Source organism: Paenibacillus sp. FSL M7-0896, from assembly GCF_037975415.1.
In the GTDB taxonomy this organism is placed as follows: Bacteria; Bacillota; Bacilli; order Paenibacillales; family Paenibacillaceae; genus Paenibacillus_AQ; species Paenibacillus_AQ silagei.
Genome location: NZ_CP150250.1, coordinates 2292304 through 2316923, shown reverse-complemented (window position 1 = coordinate 2316923; position 24620 = coordinate 2292304). Strand labels below are relative to the sequence as shown.

Below are 24620 nucleotides of genomic sequence, written 5' to 3'. Positions count from 1 at the left end.
ACATGAATCAAGGGAGGAATCAGACATGGGTGCAGGTGTAGGCTTCACTTCGACCGGTGCGATCTTGGTACTCTTCATATTGCTCGTAATCATTTCCCGTTCGTTGTTCGTCTAATTCCGCTATAAGCAGCACAGCACACGGACCTCAAGCAGCCCGCCCCCTTTAAGGGGGCAGGCTGCTTTTTCGATTCTCCTGATCGCGTGTGATACATATTATAAAGCCGTTTTTAATAGAACCTTAAAGCCTCATGGCACCGAATTATGCTTTATGTTTTCGCCATATAGCTCCGCTTTGTTCCCGCTATTCTCTAATTCATACCTCTTCATTCCTGTAAATTCGACAATTATTGGTATTAAATACCTATATTCGTAAAATTTAAACAATGCTAAAATATGGAATATCCACTTAGACCATACCTGTTATAATGGAGGTGATTATTTATATTAGAAGTATCGGAGGGATTACTCTGAAATCGTCTAAAAACAAGATTATGATTGTGTGCTCTGCGGTTGTAGTTGTCATGATTATCATAATAGTGCAACATTTCCTTACTCAAGAGAAACTCTCCGACTATACCGTTGTAAATGATGGTGTTGTGGTAACTAAGCAATTTAGTATCAGATCCAAAACTGCACAACAAAACACATCAGCAGTAGGATCGATTTTTGTGTGGGGCGAAAAAGCAATGGCCAAGCGCATACGAATTGTTGCTTCGTTTGAAATTGATCCCAAAGATTTCGGCGGAATGACTATCTACATTCCGAAGAAATGGTATATCGCCAACATTCTAAGCAATTTCCCTGAGAATCAAAAAACATTACTACAGCCATTTGCTTCCGAAACTGATATGAACCTAGGTAAGGAGTGGAGAAATAAGGTTGAAGTCGGTGTAACAAATCTACAAAACCCTGCAGGCGGTGGAAGTGGAATGATAATTATCGATCTAGTATCCGATAGCAAAACAATTTTACCTTCGGAAAATTTCAACATTATGGTTTCCGTTGGCTCCGATACCAAAGGCGGCGTAAGGTCGATAGGCGTCAATTCAATTAAAATCCCAATCTCTGTGAAAGCTGAGAGCAAGGATTAATGAGGAGAGATGTTAGATTATGATTAAATTCAGAAAGTCAGCACTCAAATCTATTCGTATAGCACTCATTTTATCTCTAACTCTAGTACCCACAGGAATGGCTTACGCATATGATACGCCCGTAAGTCATGTAGACGCTAGTAATTCAATTAATTGGCCTTACACTACTGGAGCTAACAAAATTGCTGCTTCTTCGTCAATTGGATTCATGGGGGCAACATGGCTTGGTACAATTAATAGATGGCATTTCGATTTCAGATTCGCGGGCACAGGGGCTAGCAGAGCGACCACAAGCCCTCCCATACCTATAAATAATAGGATCCAAATAGCAAGAATGGAGATAAAAAACACTCAAAACCCAAGTAATATGGCACTTAATTCATATACAGACCCAGCATTTATCGGTTCTGCTCCCGAATCTTCAGGATCTAACCTACCAGGATACTATAATGCAGCCTATGCAGTATTAAATTTTTCTACATTCCTCCTTACTCCCATGAGCGGTTTTCTTTATAACACTGGTAGTCTCATTGCTTCATTGCGCAATGTTTCTGACAGTAATACAACTAGTGCTTCAGCATTAACTCGTCAGTGGAACTGGTCAACCGACATTGCTGATACTGGCCAATTTTTTTGGTTTAGTGCTGATGTCCCTGCAAATACAACCTCGCAACTTTCTGCTGAATATATGCTATTAGGCACTGGATACGAGGTGTTATCCGCGGGGAAACGTTATTATAACCTGACTGCTGGTACAGCAAGAAGTAGTAATAGTTTAGCTAAGTCTGCTGCGATACAAGACAAAAACTGGAACCCAGGAATGATGACTCCCGAAGAAAAAGCTGAATGTGGGATCATAGAAATACCAAGAGATGAAATAGACCAACAAGCAAGTAAACTGAATATCGCCCCATCTGTGGTCACGAGTTTAAAGGCTTCTGATGATCAAGTATTTTATTATGCAACAAAATTTCCAGTCACTGAATCTATCCGTCCTACGAATGAGGAGCTGACCCCTAAAGAAAAATCAATACAGGATATTAATGACCAACTGGATAGAAGCGAAACCATTATTGATGCCTTCCAACGATACGATACTAAGAATACAGAGCAAGAACTAATTATCAAAGACCATGAATCTCAAGAAATAATTCTTCAGGGACTTCTTCAACGTGCAAATCAGACCGATGAGAACGACCTCAGAAGCTTAAGCGAAATTCAATTATCATTGTCGGACTTGAAGTAGAGTAGCTTCTTAAAAGCTTAAAGCGGCAAAAAAAGGGCGATTCTCCGTTATTGGAGGATCGCCCTTTTGCATTTTTGGTCGCTCGCTACTTAGCAAGAAATTAGATATGCTGAGTGTACAAGCCATCAGGAAGACAAACAATATTTCACCAGCGCATCGCGCACACCGTTCGCATTATTGGTGCCGGTGATCACATCTGCGGCTGCTTTGACCTCTACCGGAGAGTTATCCATCGCCACGCCCAGACCGGCATACGTCAGCATAGAGATATCATTATAATAGTTGCCGATCGACAGCACCTGCTCTTGCGGAATGCCAAGCTCGGCTGCCAGGTGCTTCAGGGCATTGCCTTTGGAGGATTCCGGGTGCATGAGATCAACGAAGAACTCTCCGCTGCGCAGAATATTGTATTGCTCTCCCCAAGTAGCCCACTCCCGCTGCGCTTCATCCAGAATATCGGACTGTGTGAACACAGTGAATTTGACAATCGGTTCGCGGAACTCCTCCCAGGCTGGAAGGGATGCAGGCATAATCCGGAAATGCTCATACATAAAGTGGGCTTCCTTCGTCAGGTTCTCCACATTATCCACATACATCTCAAATGCCGTATTCACATCAAAATGGATATCACGCTCGCGGCAATAGGCGATATACGGGTCCAGCCCTCTGGCGTCCAGCCCGTACTGGTGCAGTACCTTACGGTCCTTGACACTCACTGTAGCCGCTCCGTTATGGCCCAGCACATACCCCGACAAGCCCATCTCCTCCATAAAAGGAATCGAATTCTGCGGACTGCGCCCTGTGCAGAGTACAATCTGCCCGCCCTGACGCGTGACCTCAGCAACCGCCGCTTTGTTCTCTTCGCTGAGCTGATGATCATCATTCAGCAGTGTTCCGTCTACATCCAGTGCAATCAGTTTGTATTTCATACCCCATCATCCTATCTCTGTATAGTATACCGCTAGGCATTTTCCTGCTTCACCATTCATTGGCAGCTCATTGAGATCAAGCTGCTCCCGGCGTACCTAACTAAGCTTCCGTTTAACGGACTCCAAAGACGCTAATTCGGCACAAAAGGTTATTTTAAGCATCTAACGGACCCGAGTGTACTTATCTCCTCACCAGTGGTTGAAATTACGCCAAATGCCCGCCAATAAAGGCTATGGAGTCCGTTAACAGGTTAAAATCAGCCTTTTTGCCGAAATAAGCGCAGTTGAGTCCGTTACCGGCAGTTAGGCTATCAGGCTGTCAGAGGTGTATCATCTAACGCTTCAGCAGCTCCAGCTCACGGGCCGTGAGCTCCCGGCAGGCTCCCTCGGGCAGAGTCTCGTCCAGCTTCAATTCGCCCATCGACACCCGCTTCAGGAACACTACCTTCTTCCCGACAGCTACGAACATCCGCTTCACCTGATGGAATTTGCCTTCTGTAATGGTGAGTGAGATATACGACAGCACGCGGCTGCCCCGTTCTCTGCTCAGAATGCTAAGCTGCGCGGGCAGGGTCACATAACCATCCTCAAGCGTAACACCCTCGGCAAAAGCAGCCACATCCGCAGCATCGACCTCCCCCTCGACGGTGGCCTCGTAGGTTTTGGGGACATGCTTGCGCGGGGACAGCAGCTCATGTGCCAGCTTGCCGTCATTCGTGAGCAGCAGAAGACCCACGGTATCCTTATCCAGCCGCCCGACCGGGAAAGGCTCGAACAGCGCATGCTCCTGCTTCAGCAGGTCCAGAACCGTGCGGTCCCGTTTATCCTCGGTGGCGGATAACACGCCCGGGGGTTTATTCATCATCAGATAGATGAATTCCCGGTAGAGGACCGGCTCCCCGCCAACCTCTATGCGGTCCTGCTGCGGGTCTACATGGAACCCGCTGTCTTTGACGACAGCTCCATTTACTGTGATCAGGCCCTGCTTGGCCTGCTTGCGGATATCGCTGCGCGAGCCGATCCCCATGTGGGACAGCACCTTGTCAATCCGTTGCTTCTTATTTGCATTTTCTCCTGTAGCCATACTCTAAGTCCACCTCCAGCCTGCGGGATATTCGTTCTTCAGCAGCCCGTCCTGCCATTTGCCCCAGCCTGCGCTGAAGCCGTCAATGCAGACGAGGGTATAGCCTTTGTAAGCATGTCCCTCCTTAACGGACAGGCGCCCTGCGGGGATCGACAGGGTCTCCCCCTTCAGGTAGGACACCGCTTCCCCGCTGGCGCTGGATAGCGATACCGAGCGGCTGCATTCCTCAGGACGCAGTGCTGTAGCGAGCGGATGACCGGGAACAAATCTGCCGCTCTTGATCTGCCCCACATACCAGCCCGGCCGAACCGTCTTCAGACCGTCCAGCGCTTCACGCGGCAACGGGGAGATATATAGATGATCGCCGAACCATATGGCATGTCCGGGCGGCTGTGTCCCCAGCAGCTCTTGAATAAAGTCCGCATAGACCGCGAACGCTAGCGCTTCCCCGCCAGTTCGCTGTGACTGCGGACCTGGACCCGTTCCGGCTCTACCAGAGCCGGAGCCGTGTCCAGATCCGCGTCCTCCCTTGCCGCCCCGGCCGTGATCTGCCCTGCCGGGAACTGCCTTACTGTGAAAGTCTGTTTTCGCAGCCGTGCTCCGGGGCGCGGCAGACAGACTTCTCTCTCTTTTATCATTTCGTGCTTTTACATTCTCTAAAGTGTCTGTCACCGTAGCTCCATTCTCTGCTGCCCCGGCCTCAAATGCCTCTCTCGCAGGTCCGCCACTTCCGTCATGGCGCAATACAGCCATGAAATGTCCTTCCCCCTTAACCTTATGCGGCCACAGCCGCGCCGCACACGGCAGTGGGCCGAGTCCGGCAGCGAACGGGCCGGTTCCGCCTACGGGAACCAGCGAGAACTGCGGATGCCCGGACAGGAATCCGGCAATCATCTCCTCATTCTCCTCCAGAGCGAACGTGCAGGTGGAGTACACCATAGTACCGCCTGGCTTCAGCGCTGAAGCTGCGGCCTGCAGAATCTCCCGCTGCATCTCCGCATATTTGTCCGGGGTTCCCGGCTCCCACTGTCTGACCATATCCTCGTCCTTGCGGAACATGCCTTCACCCGAACACGGCGCGTCGATCAGAATCCGGTCGAAGAAGCGGGGAAAGGCCGCCGCAATCCGCTCCGGGCGCTCATTCAGGACAATACCGTTACGCACGCCGTACAGCTCCAGATTCTTGGCCAGTGCTTTTGTCCGCTCGGGATGCAGGTCGTTGGTCACCAGCAGACCTTCACCCTGCAGCTTGGCGGCGATCTGTGTAGACTTGCCGCCCGGTGCTGCGCACAGATCGAGCACACGGTCCCCCGGCTGAATGTCCAGCAGTTCAACCGGGGCCATGGCACTCGGCTCCTGAATATAGTACAGCCCGGCATGATAATAGGGATGTTTGCCGGGTCTGGCTCCCTCTCCGGTATAGAAGCCCGAAGGGCACCAGGGAATCGGCTCCAGGGTGAAGGGGGAACGCCCCCGCAGCCCGTCCACCGTTATTTTCAGTGTATTGACACGGATTCCCCCGTAAGGTGACTGCTGATAGGTATCTGTAAATTGCTCATATTCCGGTCCCAGCAGCTCTTTCATACGCCGCGCGAAAGCTCCGGGCAGTTGTGCTGTCATGATGCCTTCCTCCCGCTCAAATAATCAGGAACACCCCTGCGGGTGCTCCTGTTGTAGCCTTACTATGGTCAAGCGCCATCCGGCCTGTTCCTCGGTCTGTCCGGCTGCTGCGGCCCGCGCCGCTGGGGCACCACAGGCTGAATGGACTCTGCCGCCAGCCTGACCTCTTCCTTCAGCACGGGGTCTACGATGCGGATGGTGAGATCATAATAATCAAAGGGCTGATCTTCGTAAGCTTCCAGACGGGCAACATACGCTCCCGCTTCCCGGACCAGCTTCTCCAGATCAATACCAAGCGTCACCGCCGGATATCTGCCCAGTACTTCATGAGACTGCTTCAGCAGAATCAATCCCCCGCGCACATTGGCATTACGGAAATGGTACAGTCCGACTGCCACCTGCAGCAGAGCTTTGTATAACGGATCACGCTGCTTTTCCAGCCATAATTCCTCAAGCACCTCATGACATTCGAAATAATCCCTGTCCCGGTTGAAGTAGATGAGGTAGGCCAGATACAACGGCTCATAAGCCATCCGGCTCGCTGCCCTTCTTGGCATTCGAGAGCAGCTCGCGCACATGGTCCAGCAGTTCCTTCATCGCATCCATATCCTGAGCCTGCCAGATCGCATTGAACCGTTCCTGGCTCTCAATCGCTTCATTCACAAGATGATAGAAATACAGCTGATGAATAGCCTTCAGCAGTTGGGTCGTCATGTTCGAGTTCTCCTCGAAAGTCTTCTGGGCCTCCAGAATCTCTTCCCGGATACTCGACATCTCGCTGTCCAGAATGGAAGCCGCTTCTGCTGCCGTCTTCAGGCGCACCCGCATTTCATCGGGCAGGCTCTCCCGGTATTTATAATTCAGCGAATGCTCAATGGTTGCCCAGAAGTTCATCGCCAGTGTACGGATTTGGATTTCAGCCAGCACAATCTTTTGGCCAAGCGCAGTCTGTACCGGATACCGGATGATCATATGGAAGCTGCGGTAGCCGCTTTCCTTATAGTTGGTAATGTAGTCCTTCTCATATAACACTTCAAGATCCTTGCGGGCACGGATGTATTCCGCCACTCTGCGGATATCCTCGACGAACTGGCACATAATGCGAATGCCGGCGATATCCTCGATGCCCGTTTCCAGATCCTCCATTTTTACATTTAACCGTTTGGCCTTCTCAAGTATGCTAGACAGCCGCTTCACACGGCCGGTAACGAATTCAATCGGCGTATATTCTTCCCTTTTCTTGAGTTCAGAGCGCATCGTCTTGAATTTAACCTTCAATTCCTCCACCGTTTGTTCATAAGGAAGCAGAAAAGTTCCCCAGTCCCTGACGTCCATCGCCTTGTCCTCCTGTCCATTCATCCTTCAGTGATGATCAGCGCCTACCGCATCAAGGAGCCTCTCGAAGCCGTCCCGCCGCAGCAGCTGCCGTAGTCCGGCATGCACTCTGCGGTTAACCTCCGGCCCTTCATAGATGAGTGCTGTATAAATTTCGACCAGACTGGCGCCTGCCCGTATCTTATCGTAAGCATCCTGGGCTGTAAAAATCCCTCCCGAACCGATAATCGGCAGCTTGCCGCCCGTCTGGCTATAGATTCTGCGGATAATCTCTGTAGAACGTTCGCGCAGCGGCTGGCCGCTCAGCCCGCCCGTCTCACCGGCTTTGTCGCTCTGCAGCCCTTCACGGGAGAGGGTCGTATTGGTGGCAATGATACCGTCCATTCCGGCTTCCGCGATGGTATGTACCATATATTCCAGCTCAGCGTCACTGACATCGGGAGCAATCTTGACCAGCAGCCCCTTCGCGGCGCCCGTCTTCGCCCGCTGCAGCTCCATCTCTTCCTTAACCTCGCTAAGCAGGTTCGAGAGCTCGCTGCCATGCTGAAGACTCCGGAGATCCGGGGTATTCGGCGAGCTGATATTGACCACAAAAAAATCACCGTACGGATACAGCGTACGGATACACTTGCGGTAATCCTCATGTGCCAATTCATTCGGGGTGGCCTTGTTGCGTCCGATATTGACCGCCACCGGAATTCTGCGCTTCTTCAGCCTCTTGAGGCGTTCAGCCATGGCCTCCGCGCCTTCATTATTGAAGCCCATCCGGTTAATGAGCGCCTTGTCGGGCAGCAGCCGGAACAGCCGGGGACTGTCATTGCCGGGCTGGCCTACCGGAGTTACCGTGCCTACCTCCATAAATCCGAAGCCGATCGAAGAGAATCCTCCTACCGCTTCTGCATTCTTATCCAGTCCTGCCGCTAAGCCCACTGGGGTCGGGAAATGTACCCCGAACAGATCCACCGCAAGGTCAGCTGTCTCAGGAACCCCGTACATGAGGCGCATAGCCGCGCTCCCGCCGGGAACCAGATCTGCTTTATTCAGTCCGCCGATGACGAGATGATGTGCCGTCTCCGGGTCCATTTTAAAGAAAATTGGTTTACCAAAATGTCGATACAGCACCGTTCTCGCTCCTTTAAGGGAACCACAATTGACATAACGACTCCCGTATCTATAGGTTTCTTCTTAATTTTATCCGTTTCCGGGGGAAAAGAAAAGTTTTTTGCCGCAGCGATTGTCTCCGCCCTGCCGTACTTCCTTAACGCCGCCGCCAATCCTCACAGATTCCCCGTAATTTCAATCCCGTCCGCAGTCCGCAGGTGATTCCTTGCCCAGCTTATGAACTGGTTCAGGAAATCCTGCAGTTCAGCGTCTGTAACCGGCTGCTGCTCCAGTTCAGTCAAGATAGACTCCCACTGGCTCTTCGGAATCGGGTTCTCCCAGCACGGGTCCAGCAATGTCATCTCTTCCCCGGTGAACGGATCGGATAGAGGGAAGACCCTGCTGACTGCAGGCTTAAGATACTCGAAATCCCCTTCATAAATAAACAGCATCTCTCCCGGTGCATTCCCGCCCGCGTCCATGTTCAAATCATACCGGGAAAAGGTAAACCCTATATTCCTCCGCGGACCTGCATAGCGGTAGAGCAGTACCGGAATTTCGCTTTTGGACCTGCTCGCCATGGCAGCATCACTCCTGCTCCTGTGTTCTTCATGCTCCAGCATAAAACCTTCCTTATGATACTCCAGCCGGTAATCCTCTGTATAGACCAAGACTTCGGCCAGCCAGTCCCTACCGTAAGAGATTGCAGCTAGACTTGTCTTTTCATCCAGACTAGAATAGAGGAGCGGGTACAAGTTCCATGCACCGCCGCCAATCCTCACATGTAAGGGTTATCACAGATCAAGAGAGAAAGAAGGGTGACCAAATGTCAACGAAACGCAAGCCTCCCACACTCCAGCAGAAAAAAGAAGAAGTGAACCGCAAAGCCATTCTGTGGATCAGCGCCAGTCTGGTACTGCTGATTGCGCTTATCGCCGTTTTATTTGTCTTTGTCGGGAATTAGTTCAGCCAATGGTACACTTTATGGGGGTTGGTCTGATTACGGGGCGAATCCGAAGGGAAACGTTCCTCCGGTACGACAAGCTCCTCAGGCAGAACCCCTTGACTGATTTGAACCTTCGTGCCCATCGGCACCATGGCGAACAGTTCCTCCACATCCTTCCGGCTCATCCGGATACACCCCAGCGACTCATCCTTGCCGATGCTATCCGGCTCATTCGTCCCGTGAATCGCATAATTACTGTCCGAGAGCTGCATGCCGCGGCTGCCGAACTCCCCGTTATCGCGCCCGTTCGGGTTCACAACCTTATCCTTAATGAAGAACTCCCCTTCAGGGGTCTTATCTCCGCCGAGTCCTACGGCATAATTCCGTAGAATCACATTGCCGCTGGTGACCGCCAGACGGTGGTTTTGCTTATCTACAATAATAGCAAGCGGTTCTTTGAAAAAAAGCTTCTCCCCCGGCCCCTCCGCCGGACCTCCGCCGCCCGTCTGCTCTTGCCCCGGAATACCTGCATCTTGGCCGCCGGACGGCTGCGGTGATGCTGAGAACAGCGGCGCCTCTCCCCGTGCGGCTCTGCGCAGAGGTGCGAAGGCTTCCTTCATCAGCGGGGTGATGCCGCCCAGCACGTTCGCCGGGAACGGCTTCACTAATTCCTGTACCGCTTCGGGATATGCTCCCTTGCTGCTCTTGTACGCACGCAGCGCACTCCAGAGCACAGCCAGCTCCTCCTGCTGCTTCTGCCAGCCCAGCCCCTGCTGCTTAAGCTCCGCCGAATCCGGCGGCTGGCATGCGCACGCTGCCGGAATATAGGACTGATAGACTATACGCCCTTCTCCGCTCTTAGCAAGAGTAGCCTCCAGCGGCAGCCCTTTCTTCCACAGCAGCCATTTGCCCGAGCGCTTCATACCGAGCAGTGCGGTGGCGGAAGGCGTCTTCGCCGACTTCAGGATGGCTGCCAGGCCCCCGCCCCCCGCAGCAGCATCCGCCGCTACCGCCGTGAAATCCAGACTTGCCGGTTCTTGCGGACTTCCCTGCGTCTCTGCGGCTGTCTCCGGCAGCACGGCTGAGACCGCTTCGACCGGGGCAGCTGCACCCTTACTGTCCGGCAGAATTCCCGGTGCGACGGCAGCCGGAATAAGCATGAGCAGCAGCAGCATTAGAGCCAGCAGCACCCGGCGCTTCCTGAGCCTCGCGGTCTGCCGTTCCCGGGCCGATTCCAGCAGCCCTTCCTCGTACTGCTGCAGCATTTCCGCGGGCACCTTGCTGCGTTCAAATGCCTCATACACTTCCCCGGCCTGATTATAGCAGTAATTCGCTTTTCCATACTGCCCGTTCTTATAGTATTCCTTACCAAGCAAGTACCATGCCATCTTATTATCCGGATGCATCTGTACATAGGCTTTTAGATGCTGAGCATTCTTCATGTTGGCCTCCACTATTGGTGGTATGGTTATGTATTCGTATGTACCTTCTATTGTATATCGGCAGGGAATGCAAAAAAAGACACCTCAAGCCGCATTTATCGCGGTCCTGAGATGTCTTTTATGGAGACGGCAGAAGCTTAGCCCTCTTTGTTGAAAGGTGCATCTGCAATCTTAATGGAATCTGTAGGGCATCCGTCAGCTGAATCCTGCAGGTCATCGAACAAGTCGTCCGGAATCACAACATTACCGTGGTTGCCGTCGTTCTCATAGATCACTTCTGCCAAACCTTCGTCATCATAATCAAAAATATCAGGGGCCGTCGCGCCACAAGCACCACAAGCGATGCATGTGTCCTTCTCGACCCAAGTGTACTTAGCCATTTTTTTCTCTGCCTCCCGCTTAACTATACAGCCTGCAGTCGCAGCCTGTTATTTTTCTCATATTAATATAAATAGGATACAATTTCAATGAATTTTCAATGTGTTGACATTATTGCCTCATTCTCTGCGGTGCTCCAGGCGGCTGATGACGGGCCTTAATTCAGTCTATATCCTTGTCTGCGCCGCCCAGATTGTCCTTCTGCAGCGAGGTGCCCCGCTCCTTATGGTTACGCAGCCGCGCCGAGTGGCTGTCGCTCAGCATCCCTGCGGTCAGCACCGCATTCTCGCCGAACTTGTTGCGCAGCATGTCCATCGCCTTATTAAGCGACTCCTTCTTCGGCTGCCGCTCGTAGTCGAACAGGTCCAGCTGAATAGCCGACTCCTCTTTGGGCATCAGCCCTTGGAGCGTTACCCCCAGCAGCCGCACAGGCTTGTCGCCCTTCCAGTGGCGCGCGAACTGGTCGCATGCCACCTTATAAATGTCCTCGGCGCTCTCGGTGGGAGCCTCAAGCTGGCGGGAGCGGGTGATCGTCTTCATATCCGGCGTGCGGATCGTCAGCTGTACCCCCGCTGCAACCAGCCCCTGCTTCCTCAGCCTCCGCGCAACCTGATCGCTCAGGTTCAGCAGAATCGGGCGCGCCTCAGCCAGCCCCACCACATCATGCGGCAGCGTGGTTGTATGGCCGATGGATTTGCTCTGCTCCCGCTCAGGATTCACGATCCCGTGATCAATCCCGTTCCCCGCCCGCTTCAGCCAGGCGCCCATGACACCGAAATGGCCGACCAGCATCGCCTCGTCTGCGGCTGCCAGCTGTCCGATGCTGTAGATGCCCAGCTTGCGCAGCTTCTCGGCCGTTTTGCCGCCAATGCCGAACATCTCATTGCAAGGCTTGTCCCACAGCACGGACGGTACATCGCGCAGCCGCAGCACGGAGATGCCGCTGGGCTTCTTCAGATCAGAAGCAATCTTCGCCAGCAGCTTGTTGGGGGCAATCCCGATGGAGCAAGGCAGACCCAGCTCCTCCATAATCCGCCGCTGCAGCGCCTCGGCAATCTCCGGCGGCGTTCCGAATTGGCGGGAGCCGGTGATATCGAGATAGCATTCGTCTATAGAGACGGCTTCGAGCAGCGGAGTATAGCTGTAGGCAATCTGCATGAATGCATTGGAGTACTTGCGGTATAGATGAAAATCCGGCTTAATAAGCATTAAAGACGGACAAATCCGCAGCGCCTTCTGCACCTGCATGCCCGTGGAGATGCCCAGCCTGCGCGCGGCGTAGGAGCAGGTGACGATAATTCCCCTTCTAGCCTCCACGCTGCCCGCCACAGCTGTCGCCTTGCCTTTATATTGCTCCGGATCTTCCGCCTCATGCACAGAGCAGTAGAAGGCATTCATGTCCACATGCAGAATAACCCTGCCGCTTGCCGGATAATATTGATCCACACTCTGCATGGCATCCACCTTCTTATCTTCCGGGTTCCATTGTTATTGTCAGCATACCTCTACCCCGGCGGAAGGTCAACTTGCCAGAGAGGCGCTTGTGACAGCGGGGTGAAAAGTTCTTTGTTACTTTCCCGCGTAAAAATGCTATAATATAAAAATTAATTTCCTATGCGAAGGCTAATAACACTTTAGGAGGACACTCATGTCTAAGTCTATCTCCATCTTCGATACTACCCTGCGCGACGGAACACAAGGCGAGGGGATCAGTCTGTCGGCGGATGACAAGCTGAAGATTGCCAGGAAACTCGACGATCTGGGTGTCCATTATATCGAAGGCGGCAATCCGGGAAGCAACAACAAGGACATCGAATTTTTCAAAAGAGTCCAGGAGCTTCATCTGAATGCCAAGATTACCGCGTTCGGCAGCACCCGGCGCAAAAACACTGTAACCGAGCAGGACGAGGGGCTGCAGCGGATGATTAACGCAGGCGTTCCGGCGGCTACCCTGGTAGGCAAATCGTGGGATTTCCATGTTCATACTGCCCTGCAGACCACCCTGGAAGAGAATCTGGCCATGATCTTCGACTCCATCTCTTATTTGAAGCGCAAGGGGCTTGAGGTCATCTTCGATGCAGAGCATTTCTTCGACGGCTTCAAGAACAACCCTGAGTACGCCGCTGCTGTTCTCACCCGTGCCCGCGAGGCCGGAGCAGACTGGCTGGTGATGTGCGATACGAACGGCGGCACCCTGCCGCAGGAGATTCATGATATTGTGACAAGCATCGGCGTGCTGCTCCCGGAAGCATCGCTCGGTATTCATACACACAACGATTGTGAGCTTGCGGTTGCCAACACCCTGAGCGCAATCGGTGCTGGTGCCCGGCAGGTTCAGGGGACTATTAACGGCTATGGCGAGCGCTGCGGCAATGCCAATCTGTGTTCCATCATTCCCACACTTCAGCTTAAGATGGGCTATCACTGCATCCCTGGCGATTCCCTGCCGCAGTTAACCAATACGGCCCGGTTCATCAGCGAAGTTGCCAATGTGAATATGCCGGTGAATCAGCCTTATGTCGGCACAGCCGCATTCGCCCACAAGGGCGGCATCCACGTATCTGCCATTTTGCGCGATTCACGCACGTACGAGCATATCGCCCCTGAGCTGGTCGGCAATAAGCAGCGTGTGCTGGTCTCTGAGCTTGCCGGACAGAGCAATGTGCTGTCCAAGGCGCAGGAGATGGGACTCAGCCTTGATCCAAGCAGCGAGCAGGCACGCAAGGTGATTGACAAGATCAAGAATCTTGAACACCAGGGGTATCAGTTCGAAGGCGCGGATGCTTCGCTTGAATTACTGCTCCGGGAAGCGACCGGCGAGATGAATGAGCTGTTCACCTTCGAGTCGTTCAAGATGCTGGTTGAGAAGACCGCCGGCCGCCCCGTCGTCTCCGAGGCCTTCGTCAAGCTGAAGGTCGGCGGTGAGAGCCTGTACACAGCTGCCGAAGGCAACGGACCGGTCAACGCGCTGGATAATGCGCTGCGTAAGGCGCTGCAGACCTACTTCCCTCAGCTTAAGGATATGCACCTCTCCGACTATAAGGTCCGTGTGCTGGATGAACAGGATCAGACTGCCGCGAAGGTACGTGTGCTGATTGAATCCAAGGATTATAGCGACACCTGGAGCACAGTAGGCGTATCCAGCAACGTGATCGAAGCGAGCTGGGAGGCTCTGGTCGATTCCATGCGATATGCCCTTCTGGGACAGATCTCACTGGAGCAGGGCATCCAGACCAGCAATGAACCGAGAGGTCTGGTGAATCACTGACCTCCTTGGCTTCGCTCTATGCACTCCAAAAAGCCCTCCGCTGCGGAACTTTCTCCGCGCAGGAGGGCTTTTCACTATGCGGCTGATCGCCGGTGCTAAGAGCCAGTCAGCGCAATAATCTTTTTCTCCAATTCCTCTGCGCTCAGGACCCCCAGAATAATCTCGCTGATGACCCCGTTCTTATCAATCAATACATTGGTCGGGAACACCGCCCCGTTATACTTGTCGAAGATCTGGCCCTTTAGATCATACATTACCGGAAAGGTCAGCATATACTTCTTGACGAAGCGTTCCGCATTAGGCTTGTAATCCTGGCTAGTTACGTTAATGCCGTATACATCCAGCACCTTGCTGTATTTCATAGCCAGCTTATTCAGTTCAGGAGCCTCCTGCCGGCAAGGATCGCACCAGGAGGCCCAGAAGTTAAGAATCACCGGCTTCTCCCTTGCCCCATCGACGCCATATTGCTTATCCCCTTCCTGCACTGTAAAAGGAGGCGCTTTGAGTCCGGCAGATGCACCAATCTCCGGTTCCGCCGTCTGCTGCAGGACCGCAACCGCCTTAGGCTCCGATTTCAATTTATGTTCTATGGCAAGAACGGCCAGAAAAACAATCAAGGCCAGAATCGTTACATTCCGTTTATGGACTGCTTTCATAGAGTTCAGATCCTTTACATGGAGGATTTTTCTCTATTGTACCCCCACTTGCTCCAGTTTCAAACGTTATCATAAAAAAAGAGGATTCCGTCAAAGACGAAATCCCATGAAGAGAGAGGGGTAAAGCTGACAGCGGCCAGGGAAGCCCCCGGCTGTTCAGACCGGACTCTTCCGTACAGCAGAGGCTGGGGAAGCTTCTGCTGCCCGGCTGCCGCAGGAGACCTGCGAACAGCTGCTGGCGCTGCCGCAGCGGGTGGCATGTGTATTGGCCTAAGGCCGATACGCAACGTAGCGCCTGACCCGCCGCCTTCCAGATATACCTTAATCAGTCCCCGCTTTGCACTGCAATCCGGCCAGTCTTACCAATAACTCTCATGTCCTGCTTAGATAGGCGTATAAGTCGCCTAACGTATCTACCTGATTCTTTTGTAAGATCTGGCGGATGTAAGCTACCCACAGCTTCGCCGTCATCTTGGCATCCTCCAGCGCATGATGGCGGCCCTCGATGGGAATCTCATGAATCGCCAGCAGCTCATCCAGCGTATAATTGCTGCGGTGCGGCTCCAGCCAGCGGGCCAGCATCATCGTATCCAGCACCCGGTGGGTTAACTGGACCTTGGAGGTCTTCCATAGGGCGGCATTCAGGAACGCCTTATCATGGGCACTTCCGTGCGCCACCAGTACCCGCTGCCCGACGAAGGACATGAAGTTATGCAAGCCGTCCATCAGCGGCGGAGCAGAGGAGGTCATCTCTGCTGAGATTCCGGTCAGTCTCGTAATATTGTCCGGAATCGTTGCCCCGCAGTTCACCAGTGTATAGAAGCATTCCTCTGCCTTGATCTCTTCCCCGACCACCCGGATCGCCCCGATGGACATAATCTCATCCCCGCCCTGGTGGGAGAAGCCCGTAGTCTCCAGATCGAATATCACCGTCTCCAGTTCAGACAGCGGAGTATGCAGCACCTCGGGACGCCGTTTCTCACGCATCAGAGAACGGATAAAGGCCATTTGCTGGGCTGTCTGCTGCGCCGATTCTCCGCCTCTCATGGAAGCGATGGCGGAGGGCATTCCGCCTTGCCGCAGATTATTCCAGAATCCTCCGCCCTTGCTCGGCTCCTTCATAGCTGTCTCCTTTCCGCTGACCGGAGCTGCCGCTGCAGCGCCTTATGCAGGCGTCTGATCAGCAGCAGGCTTTCCCGCAGCTCCGCCCGGAGCTGCTTATTCTTCAGATCATTCTCGGCATAATAATCGCTGCTCACGAGCAGGCCGTCCGTCACTGTAAACGGCGTGTTCACCCGCATCCTGAGCGCCGTCAGACAAGCGCGCCTGATCTCTTCCAGATGCTGATACTGCTCCAGCTTAGCCAGCTCATCAAGCCGCTTCAGTGTCGAAGATGCTTCGATTCCGTGCAGCAGCGACAAATGCCTGACAATATTGACAAGCGGAATGTAGAGACCATATTTGACATCGAAGCCGCCAGCATTATCACCGAACCGCTCCGTGAGCACCTGCCCCAGCAGATTCAGCGTTGCTTTATGGCGCACCGTATTGCGCAGTACCGCCATCGTCAATTTGCTGTTATCTGTGAATCCGGCATGCAAGGCTTCCCGCCACTGCGCAGACAGTGCCTCACTTCCCGCTACATGGCGCATATCCGAAGCTATAATCAGGTACCGGACAGGCTCCCATTCGAGCTGCTCCATCCAGTCAGACAGCTGGCGCTTCCAGTCTGCCAGTGACTTCCGCCAGAGCGGCTCAGAGCACATGACCCTGCCCTCGCATTTCTCATAGCCAATCGCCTCAAGCACATCCGACAGCATGCTGCCAAAAGCTTCGAAATACCTTTTCCGCTCACCCTCCAGCGCTTCCTCTACAATTAAGCCGTTATCCTGATCGCTCCACAGCGTAGCCTCCTGCCGGCCCGCACTGCCGAATACAATAAAGGAATAGGCGCAGGGAGGCAGGCCGTAGCCCGCCTCCTTCATCTGCGCCTCACATATGCGTACCGCCGTCCCGGCAAGCTGGTCATGCATCGCATTGACCCGGTGCATCCATACCTGAACGGGAATCACGTCCAGCTGCTCCAGCAGCACTTGTTGACAAGCGGTACGCCTCGCCTTAAGCTCCTCCGGCGAACCGGCTGTTACGATGGACAAGTAACTTTCTTCTTCGTTCCAATCTGCTGCCTCCATCGAAGCCACTCGGTCCGCCTCCCTGCCTGAGTATAAATATTAGTGTTTGAGGGTTTTGGATTCTGATTCACTAATCAGCTTCATTTGCTCAGGATAACCGTACGTACCATGCTCACTGATATCCAGACCCATCAATTCTTCTTCTTCCGTTACACGGATACCCATAACCATCTTCATTACATACAGGATGACGAAGGACATCACAGCTACGAACACGAAGGTTCCGACTACACCCAGTGCCTGCACGCCGAGCTGATGGAAGCCGCCGCCGTAGAACAGACCTGCTTTACCTACAAGTGCGCCTTGTTCAATCAGATCAGGTGCTGCGAAGAGGCCTGTAGACAACGCCCCCCACATACCGGCGATACCATGTACAGAGAAAGCATAGATCGGATCATCCAATCCTGCACGTTCCAGCCACTGCGAGGTCATGAAAGTAAAGGCACCGGCAATGAGACCGATAATGATGGCTGCCCAAGGCTCTACAAAGGCACAGGCACCGGTGATGGCAACCAGAGCTGCCAGTACGCCGTTAAGCATGGCCGGAATATCGGATTTGCCGAAGTACAGCCAGGAAGCTGCCAGTGCTGCCAGACCGCCTGCTGCCGCTGCAATGTTCGTAGTCAGCGCTACGTGTCCGAAGAATCCGCCCATAGGGGACAACGCGCTGCCGGGGTTGAAGCCGAACCAGCCGAACCAGAGAATGATAACACCAAGTACAGTGAAGACCTGGTTATGACCCGGAATAATAACCGGCTTGCCTTCTTTGTTGAATTTGCCAAGACGGGGCTTGAGGAGAATGGTCGCCACTACAGCCGCTGTTGCACCTGTAAGATGGACTACTGTAGAGCCTGCATAATCCTGCATGCTCAGCTCTGCCAGCCAGCCGCCGCCCCATACCCAGTGAGCTACAACCGGATAAATCACAACCGAGAAGAGAATTCCGAAGATAATATATACGCTAAGCTTAGCACGTTCAGCCATACCGCCGGATACAATCGCCAGGGAGACTGCCGCAAATGCCATTTGGAACAGGAATTTCGTATTTAGTGTAACATCGGAAAAGGCCAGGGATTCAAATGCGGAGGCTGTGGAATCTCCACCGTAGAAGAAGCCTGTAGTTCCGAAGAAGCTGTTGCCGTTACCGAAGCCAAGGCCAAAGCCCAGTGCCCAGAAGCACAAGCTGGCAATCGCCAGTGTCAGTACCGTCTTACCGGCCACGTGGCCGGCATTCTTCATCCGGACCGAACCCGCCTCAAGTAATGCGAATCCTGATTGCATGAAGAATACAAGGATAAATGCCAGGAACGTAAATGCAGTGTCGAGTCCAATCTGCAGATCCGGTGCTGCCGGACCCTCAGCCGCGAAGGCGCTGACCGGATAGATCATTAGTGTAATCATACCCAGGAACATCATCAACATCTTTTTTTTCATAGTGTACCCCACTCCCCAATGTTATATTTTCTAACAAAGCGTGAAACTCTTAATGTCATTATAATCAGAAGTCAGGTAAATTGACAAGACTATTTTTTTGAATGCTTTAATTTAATTTTGGAAGCTGCGCTTTTCTTCACTTAAGGACTATTCCCGAGCACGATTACCGGTAACCCGGCACAATTAGCACGCTTCCTTACGTACCAATCATGCAAACGCATACAGTCAACAGAGCTTTTTCCTAAGTTTCATACTGTATTTTTATTAATGTCTATTAGTAAACATGCCTTTTATTATCCCTTGATCACACCATACCGTATCACCCGCTCACCGCGATCCTGATGATTACCAGCTGAGCTGGGCGCTTAAGTATATGACACGCCATGTCATGTTTTACATGGATTCTTCTCCTCTAAGGAATATTCTCGCTTCGATTGCCTCCCCAGCATCTTTATGAAAAGTCAGCATATACTTTAAAGTAAGCGTCACGTTTGACTGTACGGTTTCCAATTTGATATGATTATTTTACGCAGGAAATAGCGAGGTGAGATAACTTGGAGATATGACCCTTTACCGGATCGGAGAGCTGGCCAAGGCTGCCGGCATCAGTGAACGTACCATTGATTATTATACGAAGCTTGGACTGATTACACCGGAATCCAGGAGCATGAAGAATTACCGGCTCTACAGTCATGAAACCTTAGTCGTTCTTCAACGTATTAATCAGCTTAAGCAAGAGAAATATACATTGGAAGAAATCAAATCCCTGATGGGCAAGTGGAATGCAGCCACACCTGAGGCTGAGGTCTCCGGCAAGCTGGTCCAGCTTGAGCTTCAGATGCAGCAGCTAGAACGGGAAGTGAAGGCCCTGGAGCCCGTGATAAGCGGTTTGAAGCCTGGCCAGGCCAACCGGGCACTGGCAGCACTGATTCCTCAGGGCGTCGCCTGTATGGAAGCGATCCGGCTTCTGCTGACGCAAGGGCCGCCAATGTAACAGCTTGTAATTTATAATGGAGGAATGAGCACATATGATGCCACTAATGTATCTGTTGTTAGCTGTCGCTTTTATCTTTTCTGTATGGGCCCAGTTCAGGGTCAAGGGCAATTTCAAGAAATGGGCCAAGGTGCCGAACATGAATGGCTTAACGGGTTATGAAGCTGCCCGGCGTATGCTGGATGCCAACGGACTCTACGATGTTCCCATTGAACCGGTTCAGGGAACTCTTACAGACCACTACGACCCGATTAACCGCGTTGTACGGCTGTCGGAGCCTGTATATTATGAAAGCTCCATCGCAGCGGTCTCCGTCGCTTGTCACGAGATCGGCCATGCGATTCAGCACAAGGAGCATTATCCGATGCTGGCGCTGCGCCACCGGATGTTCCCGGTCGTGAACTTCGCCTCCGGGGTCGCTCCCTTCATGCTGCTTGCAGGCTTCATCTTCAGCTCGTTCAACCTTATCGGGCTCGGCATTATCTTCTTCTCTGCCGCAGTAGCCTTCCAGCTCGTCACGCTGCCCGTTGAATTTAACGCCAGCAGCCGCGCGCGCCGGATTATGGTACAGCAGGGCTTCATCCGTAATGATGAAGAGCGCGGCGTAGCCAAGGTCCTGAATGCCGCAGCGCTCACCTATGTGGCAGCAGCGCTGGTATCTCTGATCGAGCTGATCCGCCTGATCCTGATGTTCCTCGGTAACCGCGATTAAGATCTATATTACTACACAGACAATACCCCGGTAGGCTATGAGCCGACCGGGGTATTGTCTGTGTGCCTGTCTTTGAAATAGGTAAGCAGAAAGTTACGGAAGGACTGGGCGACCAGCGGCAGCTTGCCTTCTGCCCGGTGAATCAGCCCGACGGTTCTGGTAATCGTAGGCTCCACCACCCGGACCTGTGCAGGCTGCATCGGGTTGGTCTGGTAGAGCGCCATCTCCGGCAGCAAGCTTACCCCCATCCCGGCGGCTACCAGACCGCGGATTGTATCGGTCTCCCCGCCTTCAAAAGCAATCTGCGGCTTGAACCCTGCCGCAAGGCAGGCCTGCCACACAATCGGCCGCAGCGAGTAGCCTTGGCTGAACAATACGAACTTCTCGTCCCGCAGCTGTTCCAGCCGGATCACTTCCCTGCTTGCAAGCGGATGATTCTGCGGCAGAATGGCGAACAGCTCCTCGGTCATTACGATATCTCCGGCCACATGCCCTACATTCTCCGGGAACGGCGAGATGAATGCCAGATCCACCTCTCCAGAGATAACATCCTTGATTAAGGATGGATAGGCTCCCTGCTTGAAGCGGAATTTCACATGGGGATAATGGCTGCGGAACTCCGCCACAATGGAAGGAATCAGATGGGTCCCGAGGCTGTGCGGGAAGCCGATGCGGATCTCGCCGCGCTCCGGGTCAAGGAATTCATGCACCTCCGCCACCGACCGGTCGAGTTCATTCAGGACCGACTCCACTCTTTTGCAAAAGAGCTGCCCGACAGGCGTAAGCTGCAGATTCCTCCCCTTCTGCATGAACAGATCCACTCCCAGCTCCTGCTCCAGCTGATGAATCTGGCGGCTTACCGCAGATTGTGCGACATGCAGCTCCTCCGCCGCTCTGGTGACATGTTCCTTCTGGGCAACCTTCAGAAAATACTGCAGCTGTCTAAGCTCCACGATTACACCCTTCCTTATCGCCGTTTTCGTTTGAATACACGGATGATTAGCCCATAGATGAAGAATCCAGCGATCAGGCCGCCGATATGAGCCATATAATTGATATTTGGAGCGGCAAAGGACATGATAATCCCCATCACCAGAAGTCCGTAAAGCGTCTTGCGCGAGCCCTCATCCATCATTGCCCTTTGGAACACCGCAATATAGAGGAATGCGCCATAGACGGCGTAGATCGCCCCCGAGGCCCCTACAGAGACAATTCCAATCTCCACATTCCCTCGGCTGCTTATAAGAACCCACAGCAGATTAGCAATGAAGCCGCCGCCCAGATACAGCAGTGCATAACGCCACCAGCCCATCAACCGCTCCAGCGGCGGGGCGAACACAAGCAGCGAGAAGCTGTTGAAGAACAAATGAGCGAAGCCGTTGTGAAGGAACATCGCCGTCACGCAGCGCCACAACTCATCCGTTTCAGCACCCACATTGACCGTAGCCCCGTACTCCACAAGTGTATACAGGTTGGTGGAGCCGCCATTCAGGGACAGCACGATGAACATAACCACATTGGCCAGAATCAGCGCACAGGTTACAGGATAATACCGGAGATAGCTTCTCCACTTCTCATACCTTATAAAAATCATAACACCCATCCTTTTATGTATGTTGTCCAGCTCGACATCCAGCTTCTAAAAAGATTATAATTTATTCTGGCAGGTACATGCCAATAATGCAATTCAAGGAGGAAACAAGGACATGACGCAAGAAAGAACAGGCGTAGCCACTTTTAAGGGCAACCCCATTACTCTGGTAGGCCCGCAGCTGAAAGCCGGAGATTCCGCGCCGCAATTCACGGTAAGCAAGAATCTCCTGGAAGATGTTACACTTACAGATTACGCTGGCAAAATCAAGCTGATCAGCGTTGTACCTTCCCTGGATACCGGTGTGTGCGATGCGCAGACCCGCCGCTTCAACAGTGAGGCTGCCGGTCTTGGCGATGATGTAGTCATTCTCACCATCAGCACAGATCTTCCTTTCGCCCAGGCCCGCTGGTGCGGCGCCGCAGGCATCGACAGTGTAATTACCCTGTCCGACCACAAAGAGACTTCCTTCGGACAAGCCTATGGCGTCCTGATCAAGGAATTCCGCCTCGACATGCGCTCCATCTTCGTTGTAGACAAGAACGACACTTTGGCTTATGTCGAGTATCTCGGTGAAATGGCTGAGCACCCGGACTACGAAGCGGCGATTTCCGCAGTTAAAGCTCTGCTCTAAGCTAAGACTGACAGCACTGATATGTTATACAGCATCCAGGCCTATAAATGTACATTTTTGAAAAAAAGCGGTAGAAGGTCATCCTTCTCCGCTTTTTGCGTATGATGATCAATAAGGGTATCCGTGCCTGGAACAGGCTGTCCCACTCCCGAAAACCGCATACAATCCCGGCAATACATGCCCGAATGCTATCCTTAATCCACCTTATATTTGCCCAGCTTCTTATCCAGAGACTGGTACAAACGCTGAATGACACGGTAATTGGCACCCAGATCGCCAAGCGACCCTCTGGATGCTGAATATATATCTATGGCACAGCGTACGGGCGTGGTGCTTAACACAGATACGGTAATATCCAGCGAGCGGCCTAACGCCGTTCTTTTCTCCAGGGTAATCTCCCCTACAGACTGCACTTCATGCAAGACCTTATAACCAGGAATTTTCTTCAGCGTTGCGGATACTTCATCCCACGCCTTGTCTCTTGAAAGATTGTAATAACGCGTTTTCAATGCCGGATCTTTGGCACGGTCGCTTGTTCCGTCATGACTGCGAAATAAACCGACCAAGGTTCTTTTCAACGACAAAATTCTTCCCCCTCTTCAAATCCCAAGTTCACTACCCTAAGTGTAACACTCTTGTCCGCGGAACAAAAGGGCATTGCTCACTTTAACCTTGAAAAAGGCACCCTCTACCCGCTAGTGAGCAGGTAACAGGATGCCTTGTCAATTCCATTAGAAAACCCGCCTATGCCGTCCGGCTGCAGTGTCTTCTGAACCTGCTAGAGCAGGTGGGTGACCGCAGAAGTCGTTTTTGAATTCCCCAGGTCATATAGACAGGGCTGTTCAGCCGCGCTTCATGTAGATCTCCCAAGACATTATCATTGGTTCAAAACAACGAGCAACCATAACGTACATCGCAGGATTTATTAACATTATAGTGCGTTTTGACGAAAAAGTAAACCTGTATGCGCTTTATTTAACGCCGGGATCATTTTCCGTTGACATTACTGCCCGGATGATCACGGAAATGTTAAGTCCGCTTAAAATCCTTACCGGTGTCCTTATCTCTGTCGTCTTCATCCTCGTCTTCGTCATCATCGTCATCATCATCGGCCGGCAGACCTTCATTCTCAGCTGCTTCCAGCGCGGCCTGTTCTTCAGCCAGCTTCTTCTTCTCCACCTGAAGTTGCAGCTTATTGTATGTAGCGAAGAAATTAAAGAAGGCGAGCATAGCAATCAGCGTAGGAATACACAGCACATAGAGCACCGGATACCGCAGACCTATATAGAGAAGAACGCCTGAACCAATCAACGTCGAGAACACACGGATCGGCCGGGCGATCGTGAGCAGAATCGAATTGGTTACCACTTCCTTGAACGTCATCTGGTAGTGAACCACGATGGAGAAGAAGTTAAACATCGATACGAACAAAATAATCATCAGCACCAGCATCAGGATACCGACAATCTTGAAATTCGGCATTTGCGTCATGTATACGGTCACATCAACGTACATCACGACAAACAGCAGGGTGTAGATAAGCCCTCCCAGCATGCTTTTCAGATAATTCTCTTTGTATCCCTGAAAAAAAGTGCGGAATGTACTTACATCGGTATTGCCCATTACCCATTTGCGCACCACTGTAAATAACGCCGACGTAGCCGGAAATACAGTAAATGGCGCGAATACACCAAGTACCCAGTTCAGCATAATCTGCTCATTCGGTCCGCCTGCTCCTGAACCCAGCATGAGGATCTTCATAATTCCTGCGAACAGAAACGGTATCGAACACAATGCCCATAAAATATTGCTGAAGGCGATGCGTGAGATCCATTCCGTGATGCGGTAAATACCGCCCATTGCTCCTTTAAACTCCAATTCCCTTCCTCCTGTCTATCTTGTGCATACTGCGTATCTTAACTATACCTGTTTGTACAGGACTTTTCCAGCGCCCAAGTTTACAAGTT

The 24620-nt window shown here is 52.4% G+C and carries 26 protein-coding genes and 1 other RNA gene; 8 read left to right on the top strand and 19 right to left on the bottom strand.

Annotated elements, in window-relative coordinates:
* The first annotated feature begins 25 nt into the window (after positions 1–25).
* From MKY12_RS09740 to MKY12_RS09730, 3 genes are all read left to right on the top strand, one after another.
* Positions 26–115 carry a sporulation protein YjcZ gene (locus MKY12_RS09740; RefSeq protein WP_143803672.1) on the top strand — a complete coding sequence of 30 codons (90 nt, stop codon included), beginning with the start codon at positions 26–28 and terminating at the stop codon, positions 113–115.
* A 310-nt stretch (positions 116–425) separates the two neighbouring features.
* Positions 426–1091, top strand: a complete 666-nt coding sequence (locus MKY12_RS09735) for a hypothetical protein (RefSeq protein ID WP_339255391.1) — start codon at positions 426–428, stop codon at positions 1089–1091.
* 19 nt (positions 1092–1110) lie between these two features.
* Positions 1111–2337, top strand: coding sequence for a hypothetical protein (locus tag MKY12_RS09730; protein ID WP_339255389.1), 1227 nt, complete (start codon positions 1111–1113; stop codon positions 2335–2337).
* A 125-nt stretch (positions 2338–2462) separates the two neighbouring features.
* On the opposite strand, the gene MKY12_RS09725 is transcribed toward MKY12_RS09730, so the two are convergent.
* The 7 genes from MKY12_RS09725 to MKY12_RS09695 all read right to left on the bottom strand — a co-directional run bounded on the left by MKY12_RS09725 (position 2463) and on the right by MKY12_RS09695 (position 9077).
* A complete protein-coding gene (locus MKY12_RS09725; protein ID WP_339255387.1) occupies positions 2463–3266 on the bottom strand; it encodes a Cof-type HAD-IIB family hydrolase in 804 nt (267 codons plus the stop codon).
* A gap of 334 nt (positions 3267–3600) precedes the next feature.
* Complete coding sequence (locus MKY12_RS09720) at positions 3601–4350, bottom strand: pseudouridine synthase (protein ID WP_209874234.1); 750 nt, start codon at positions 4348–4350, stop codon at positions 3601–3603.
* Between the two features lie 3 nt (positions 4351–4353).
* Positions 4354–5970 carry an RsmB/NOP family class I SAM-dependent RNA methyltransferase gene (locus MKY12_RS09715; RefSeq protein ID WP_339255384.1) on the bottom strand — a complete coding sequence of 539 codons (1617 nt, stop codon included), beginning with the start codon at positions 5968–5970 and terminating at the stop codon, positions 4354–4356.
* A 68-nt stretch (positions 5971–6038) separates the two neighbouring features.
* A complete protein-coding gene (locus tag MKY12_RS09710) occupies positions 6039–6527 on the bottom strand; it encodes a DUF309 domain-containing protein (protein ID WP_339255382.1) in 489 nt (162 codons plus the stop codon).
* Positions 6493–7305 carry a GTP pyrophosphokinase family protein gene (locus MKY12_RS09705; protein ID WP_036725183.1) on the bottom strand — a complete coding sequence of 271 codons (813 nt, stop codon included), beginning with the start codon at positions 7303–7305 and terminating at the stop codon, positions 6493–6495. Before MKY12_RS09705 ends, MKY12_RS09710 begins: the two co-directional genes overlap by 35 nt.
* A 27-nt stretch (positions 7306–7332) precedes the next feature.
* Positions 7333–8427 carry a quinone-dependent dihydroorotate dehydrogenase gene (locus MKY12_RS09700; protein ID WP_339255380.1) on the bottom strand — a complete coding sequence of 365 codons (1095 nt, stop codon included), beginning with the start codon at positions 8425–8427 and terminating at the stop codon, positions 7333–7335.
* 155 nt (positions 8428–8582) lie between these two features.
* The gene (locus tag MKY12_RS09695) at positions 8583–9077 is read right to left on the bottom strand and encodes a hypothetical protein (protein WP_339255378.1); all 495 of its coding nucleotides are present in this window, start codon (positions 9075–9077) and stop codon (positions 8583–8585) included.
* 155 nt (positions 9078–9232) lie between these two features.
* Between MKY12_RS09695 and MKY12_RS09690 the strand changes: the two genes are divergently transcribed.
* A complete protein-coding gene (locus MKY12_RS09690) occupies positions 9233–9370 on the top strand; it encodes a hypothetical protein (RefSeq protein WP_200869536.1) in 138 nt (45 codons plus the stop codon).
* Here the strand turns inward: MKY12_RS09690 and MKY12_RS09685 are convergent.
* The 3 genes from MKY12_RS09685 to MKY12_RS09675 form a co-directional block, all read right to left on the bottom strand.
* On the bottom strand, positions 9367–10794 hold the full coding sequence (locus MKY12_RS09685; protein WP_339255377.1) for a L,D-transpeptidase family protein: 1428 nt from the start codon (positions 10792–10794) through the stop codon (positions 9367–9369). The two genes, MKY12_RS09690 and MKY12_RS09685, sit on opposite strands and share 4 nt — an antisense overlap.
* A gap of 137 nt (positions 10795–10931) precedes the next feature.
* Complete coding sequence (locus MKY12_RS09680; protein WP_036702186.1) at positions 10932–11174, bottom strand: ferredoxin; 243 nt, start codon at positions 11172–11174, stop codon at positions 10932–10934.
* Between the two features lie 160 nt (positions 11175–11334).
* Positions 11335–12627 (bottom strand): DNA polymerase IV, encoded by a 1293-nt coding sequence (locus MKY12_RS09675; RefSeq protein WP_209874248.1) that lies wholly within the window; start codon positions 12625–12627, stop codon positions 11335–11337.
* A 193-nt stretch (positions 12628–12820) separates the two neighbouring features.
* Here MKY12_RS09675 and cimA point away from each other — a divergent pair, with 193 nt between their 5' ends.
* On the top strand, positions 12821–14440 hold the full coding sequence (cimA, locus tag MKY12_RS09670) for a citramalate synthase (protein WP_209874252.1): 1620 nt from the start codon (positions 12821–12823) through the stop codon (positions 14438–14440).
* 95 nt (positions 14441–14535) lie between these two features.
* On the opposite strand, the gene MKY12_RS09665 is transcribed toward cimA, so the two are convergent.
* The 4 genes from MKY12_RS09665 to MKY12_RS09650 form a co-directional block, all read right to left on the bottom strand.
* A complete protein-coding gene (locus MKY12_RS09665) occupies positions 14536–15096 on the bottom strand; it encodes a TlpA disulfide reductase family protein (RefSeq protein ID WP_339255374.1) in 561 nt (186 codons plus the stop codon).
* A 372-nt stretch (positions 15097–15468) separates the two neighbouring features.
* Positions 15469–16218: an exonuclease domain-containing protein gene (locus tag MKY12_RS09660; RefSeq protein WP_209874255.1), complete on the bottom strand. Its 750-nt coding sequence runs from the start codon at positions 16216–16218 to the stop codon at positions 15469–15471.
* Positions 16215–17288 (bottom strand): DUF294 nucleotidyltransferase-like domain-containing protein, encoded by a 1074-nt coding sequence (locus MKY12_RS09655; RefSeq protein WP_339314841.1) that lies wholly within the window; start codon positions 17286–17288, stop codon positions 16215–16217. The genes MKY12_RS09660 and MKY12_RS09655 overlap by 4 nt, the downstream gene beginning before the upstream one ends.
* Before the next feature lie 39 nt (positions 17289–17327).
* Positions 17328–18722, bottom strand: coding sequence for an ammonium transporter (locus MKY12_RS09650; protein WP_036725199.1), 1395 nt, complete (start codon positions 18720–18722; stop codon positions 17328–17330).
* 562 nt (positions 18723–19284) lie between these two features.
* Here MKY12_RS09650 and MKY12_RS09645 point away from each other — a divergent pair.
* Positions 19285–19716, top strand: a complete 432-nt coding sequence (locus MKY12_RS09645; protein WP_036725200.1) for a MerR family transcriptional regulator — start codon at positions 19285–19287, stop codon at positions 19714–19716.
* Between the two features lie 37 nt (positions 19717–19753).
* Positions 19754–20428 carry a zinc metallopeptidase gene (locus MKY12_RS09640; protein ID WP_036725481.1) on the top strand — a complete coding sequence of 225 codons (675 nt, stop codon included), beginning with the start codon at positions 19754–19756 and terminating at the stop codon, positions 20426–20428.
* Positions 20429–20463: 35 nt separating this feature from the next.
* On the opposite strand, the gene MKY12_RS09635 is transcribed toward MKY12_RS09640, so the two are convergent.
* Both MKY12_RS09635 and MKY12_RS09630 read right to left on the bottom strand, forming a co-directional pair.
* Positions 20464–21381, bottom strand: a complete 918-nt coding sequence (locus MKY12_RS09635; RefSeq protein WP_209874261.1) for a LysR family transcriptional regulator — start codon at positions 21379–21381, stop codon at positions 20464–20466.
* A gap of 14 nt (positions 21382–21395) precedes the next feature.
* Positions 21396–22022, bottom strand: coding sequence for a rhomboid family intramembrane serine protease (locus tag MKY12_RS09630; protein WP_036725206.1), 627 nt, complete (start codon positions 22020–22022; stop codon positions 21396–21398).
* 112 nt (positions 22023–22134) lie between these two features.
* On the opposite strand from MKY12_RS09630, the gene tpx reads away from it, so the two are divergent.
* The gene (gene tpx / locus MKY12_RS09625; protein WP_036725207.1) at positions 22135–22653 is read left to right on the top strand and encodes a thiol peroxidase; all 519 of its coding nucleotides are present in this window, start codon (positions 22135–22137) and stop codon (positions 22651–22653) included.
* A 194-nt stretch (positions 22654–22847) separates the two neighbouring features.
* Here tpx and MKY12_RS09620 read toward each other — a convergent pair whose 3' ends face one another.
* The 3 genes from MKY12_RS09620 to MKY12_RS09610 form a co-directional block, all read right to left on the bottom strand.
* A complete protein-coding gene (locus MKY12_RS09620) occupies positions 22848–23237 on the bottom strand; it encodes a DUF1499 domain-containing protein (RefSeq protein ID WP_339255368.1) in 390 nt (129 codons plus the stop codon).
* Between the two features lie 149 nt (positions 23238–23386).
* Positions 23387–23578, bottom strand: a non-coding RNA gene (gene ssrS, locus MKY12_RS09615) — 6S RNA.
* 104 nt (positions 23579–23682) lie between these two features.
* Entirely contained in the window at positions 23683–24531 is an 849-nt protein-coding gene (locus tag MKY12_RS09610; protein ID WP_339255366.1) for a DUF624 domain-containing protein, read from the bottom strand.
* Between the last annotated feature and the right edge of the window lie 89 nt (positions 24532–24620).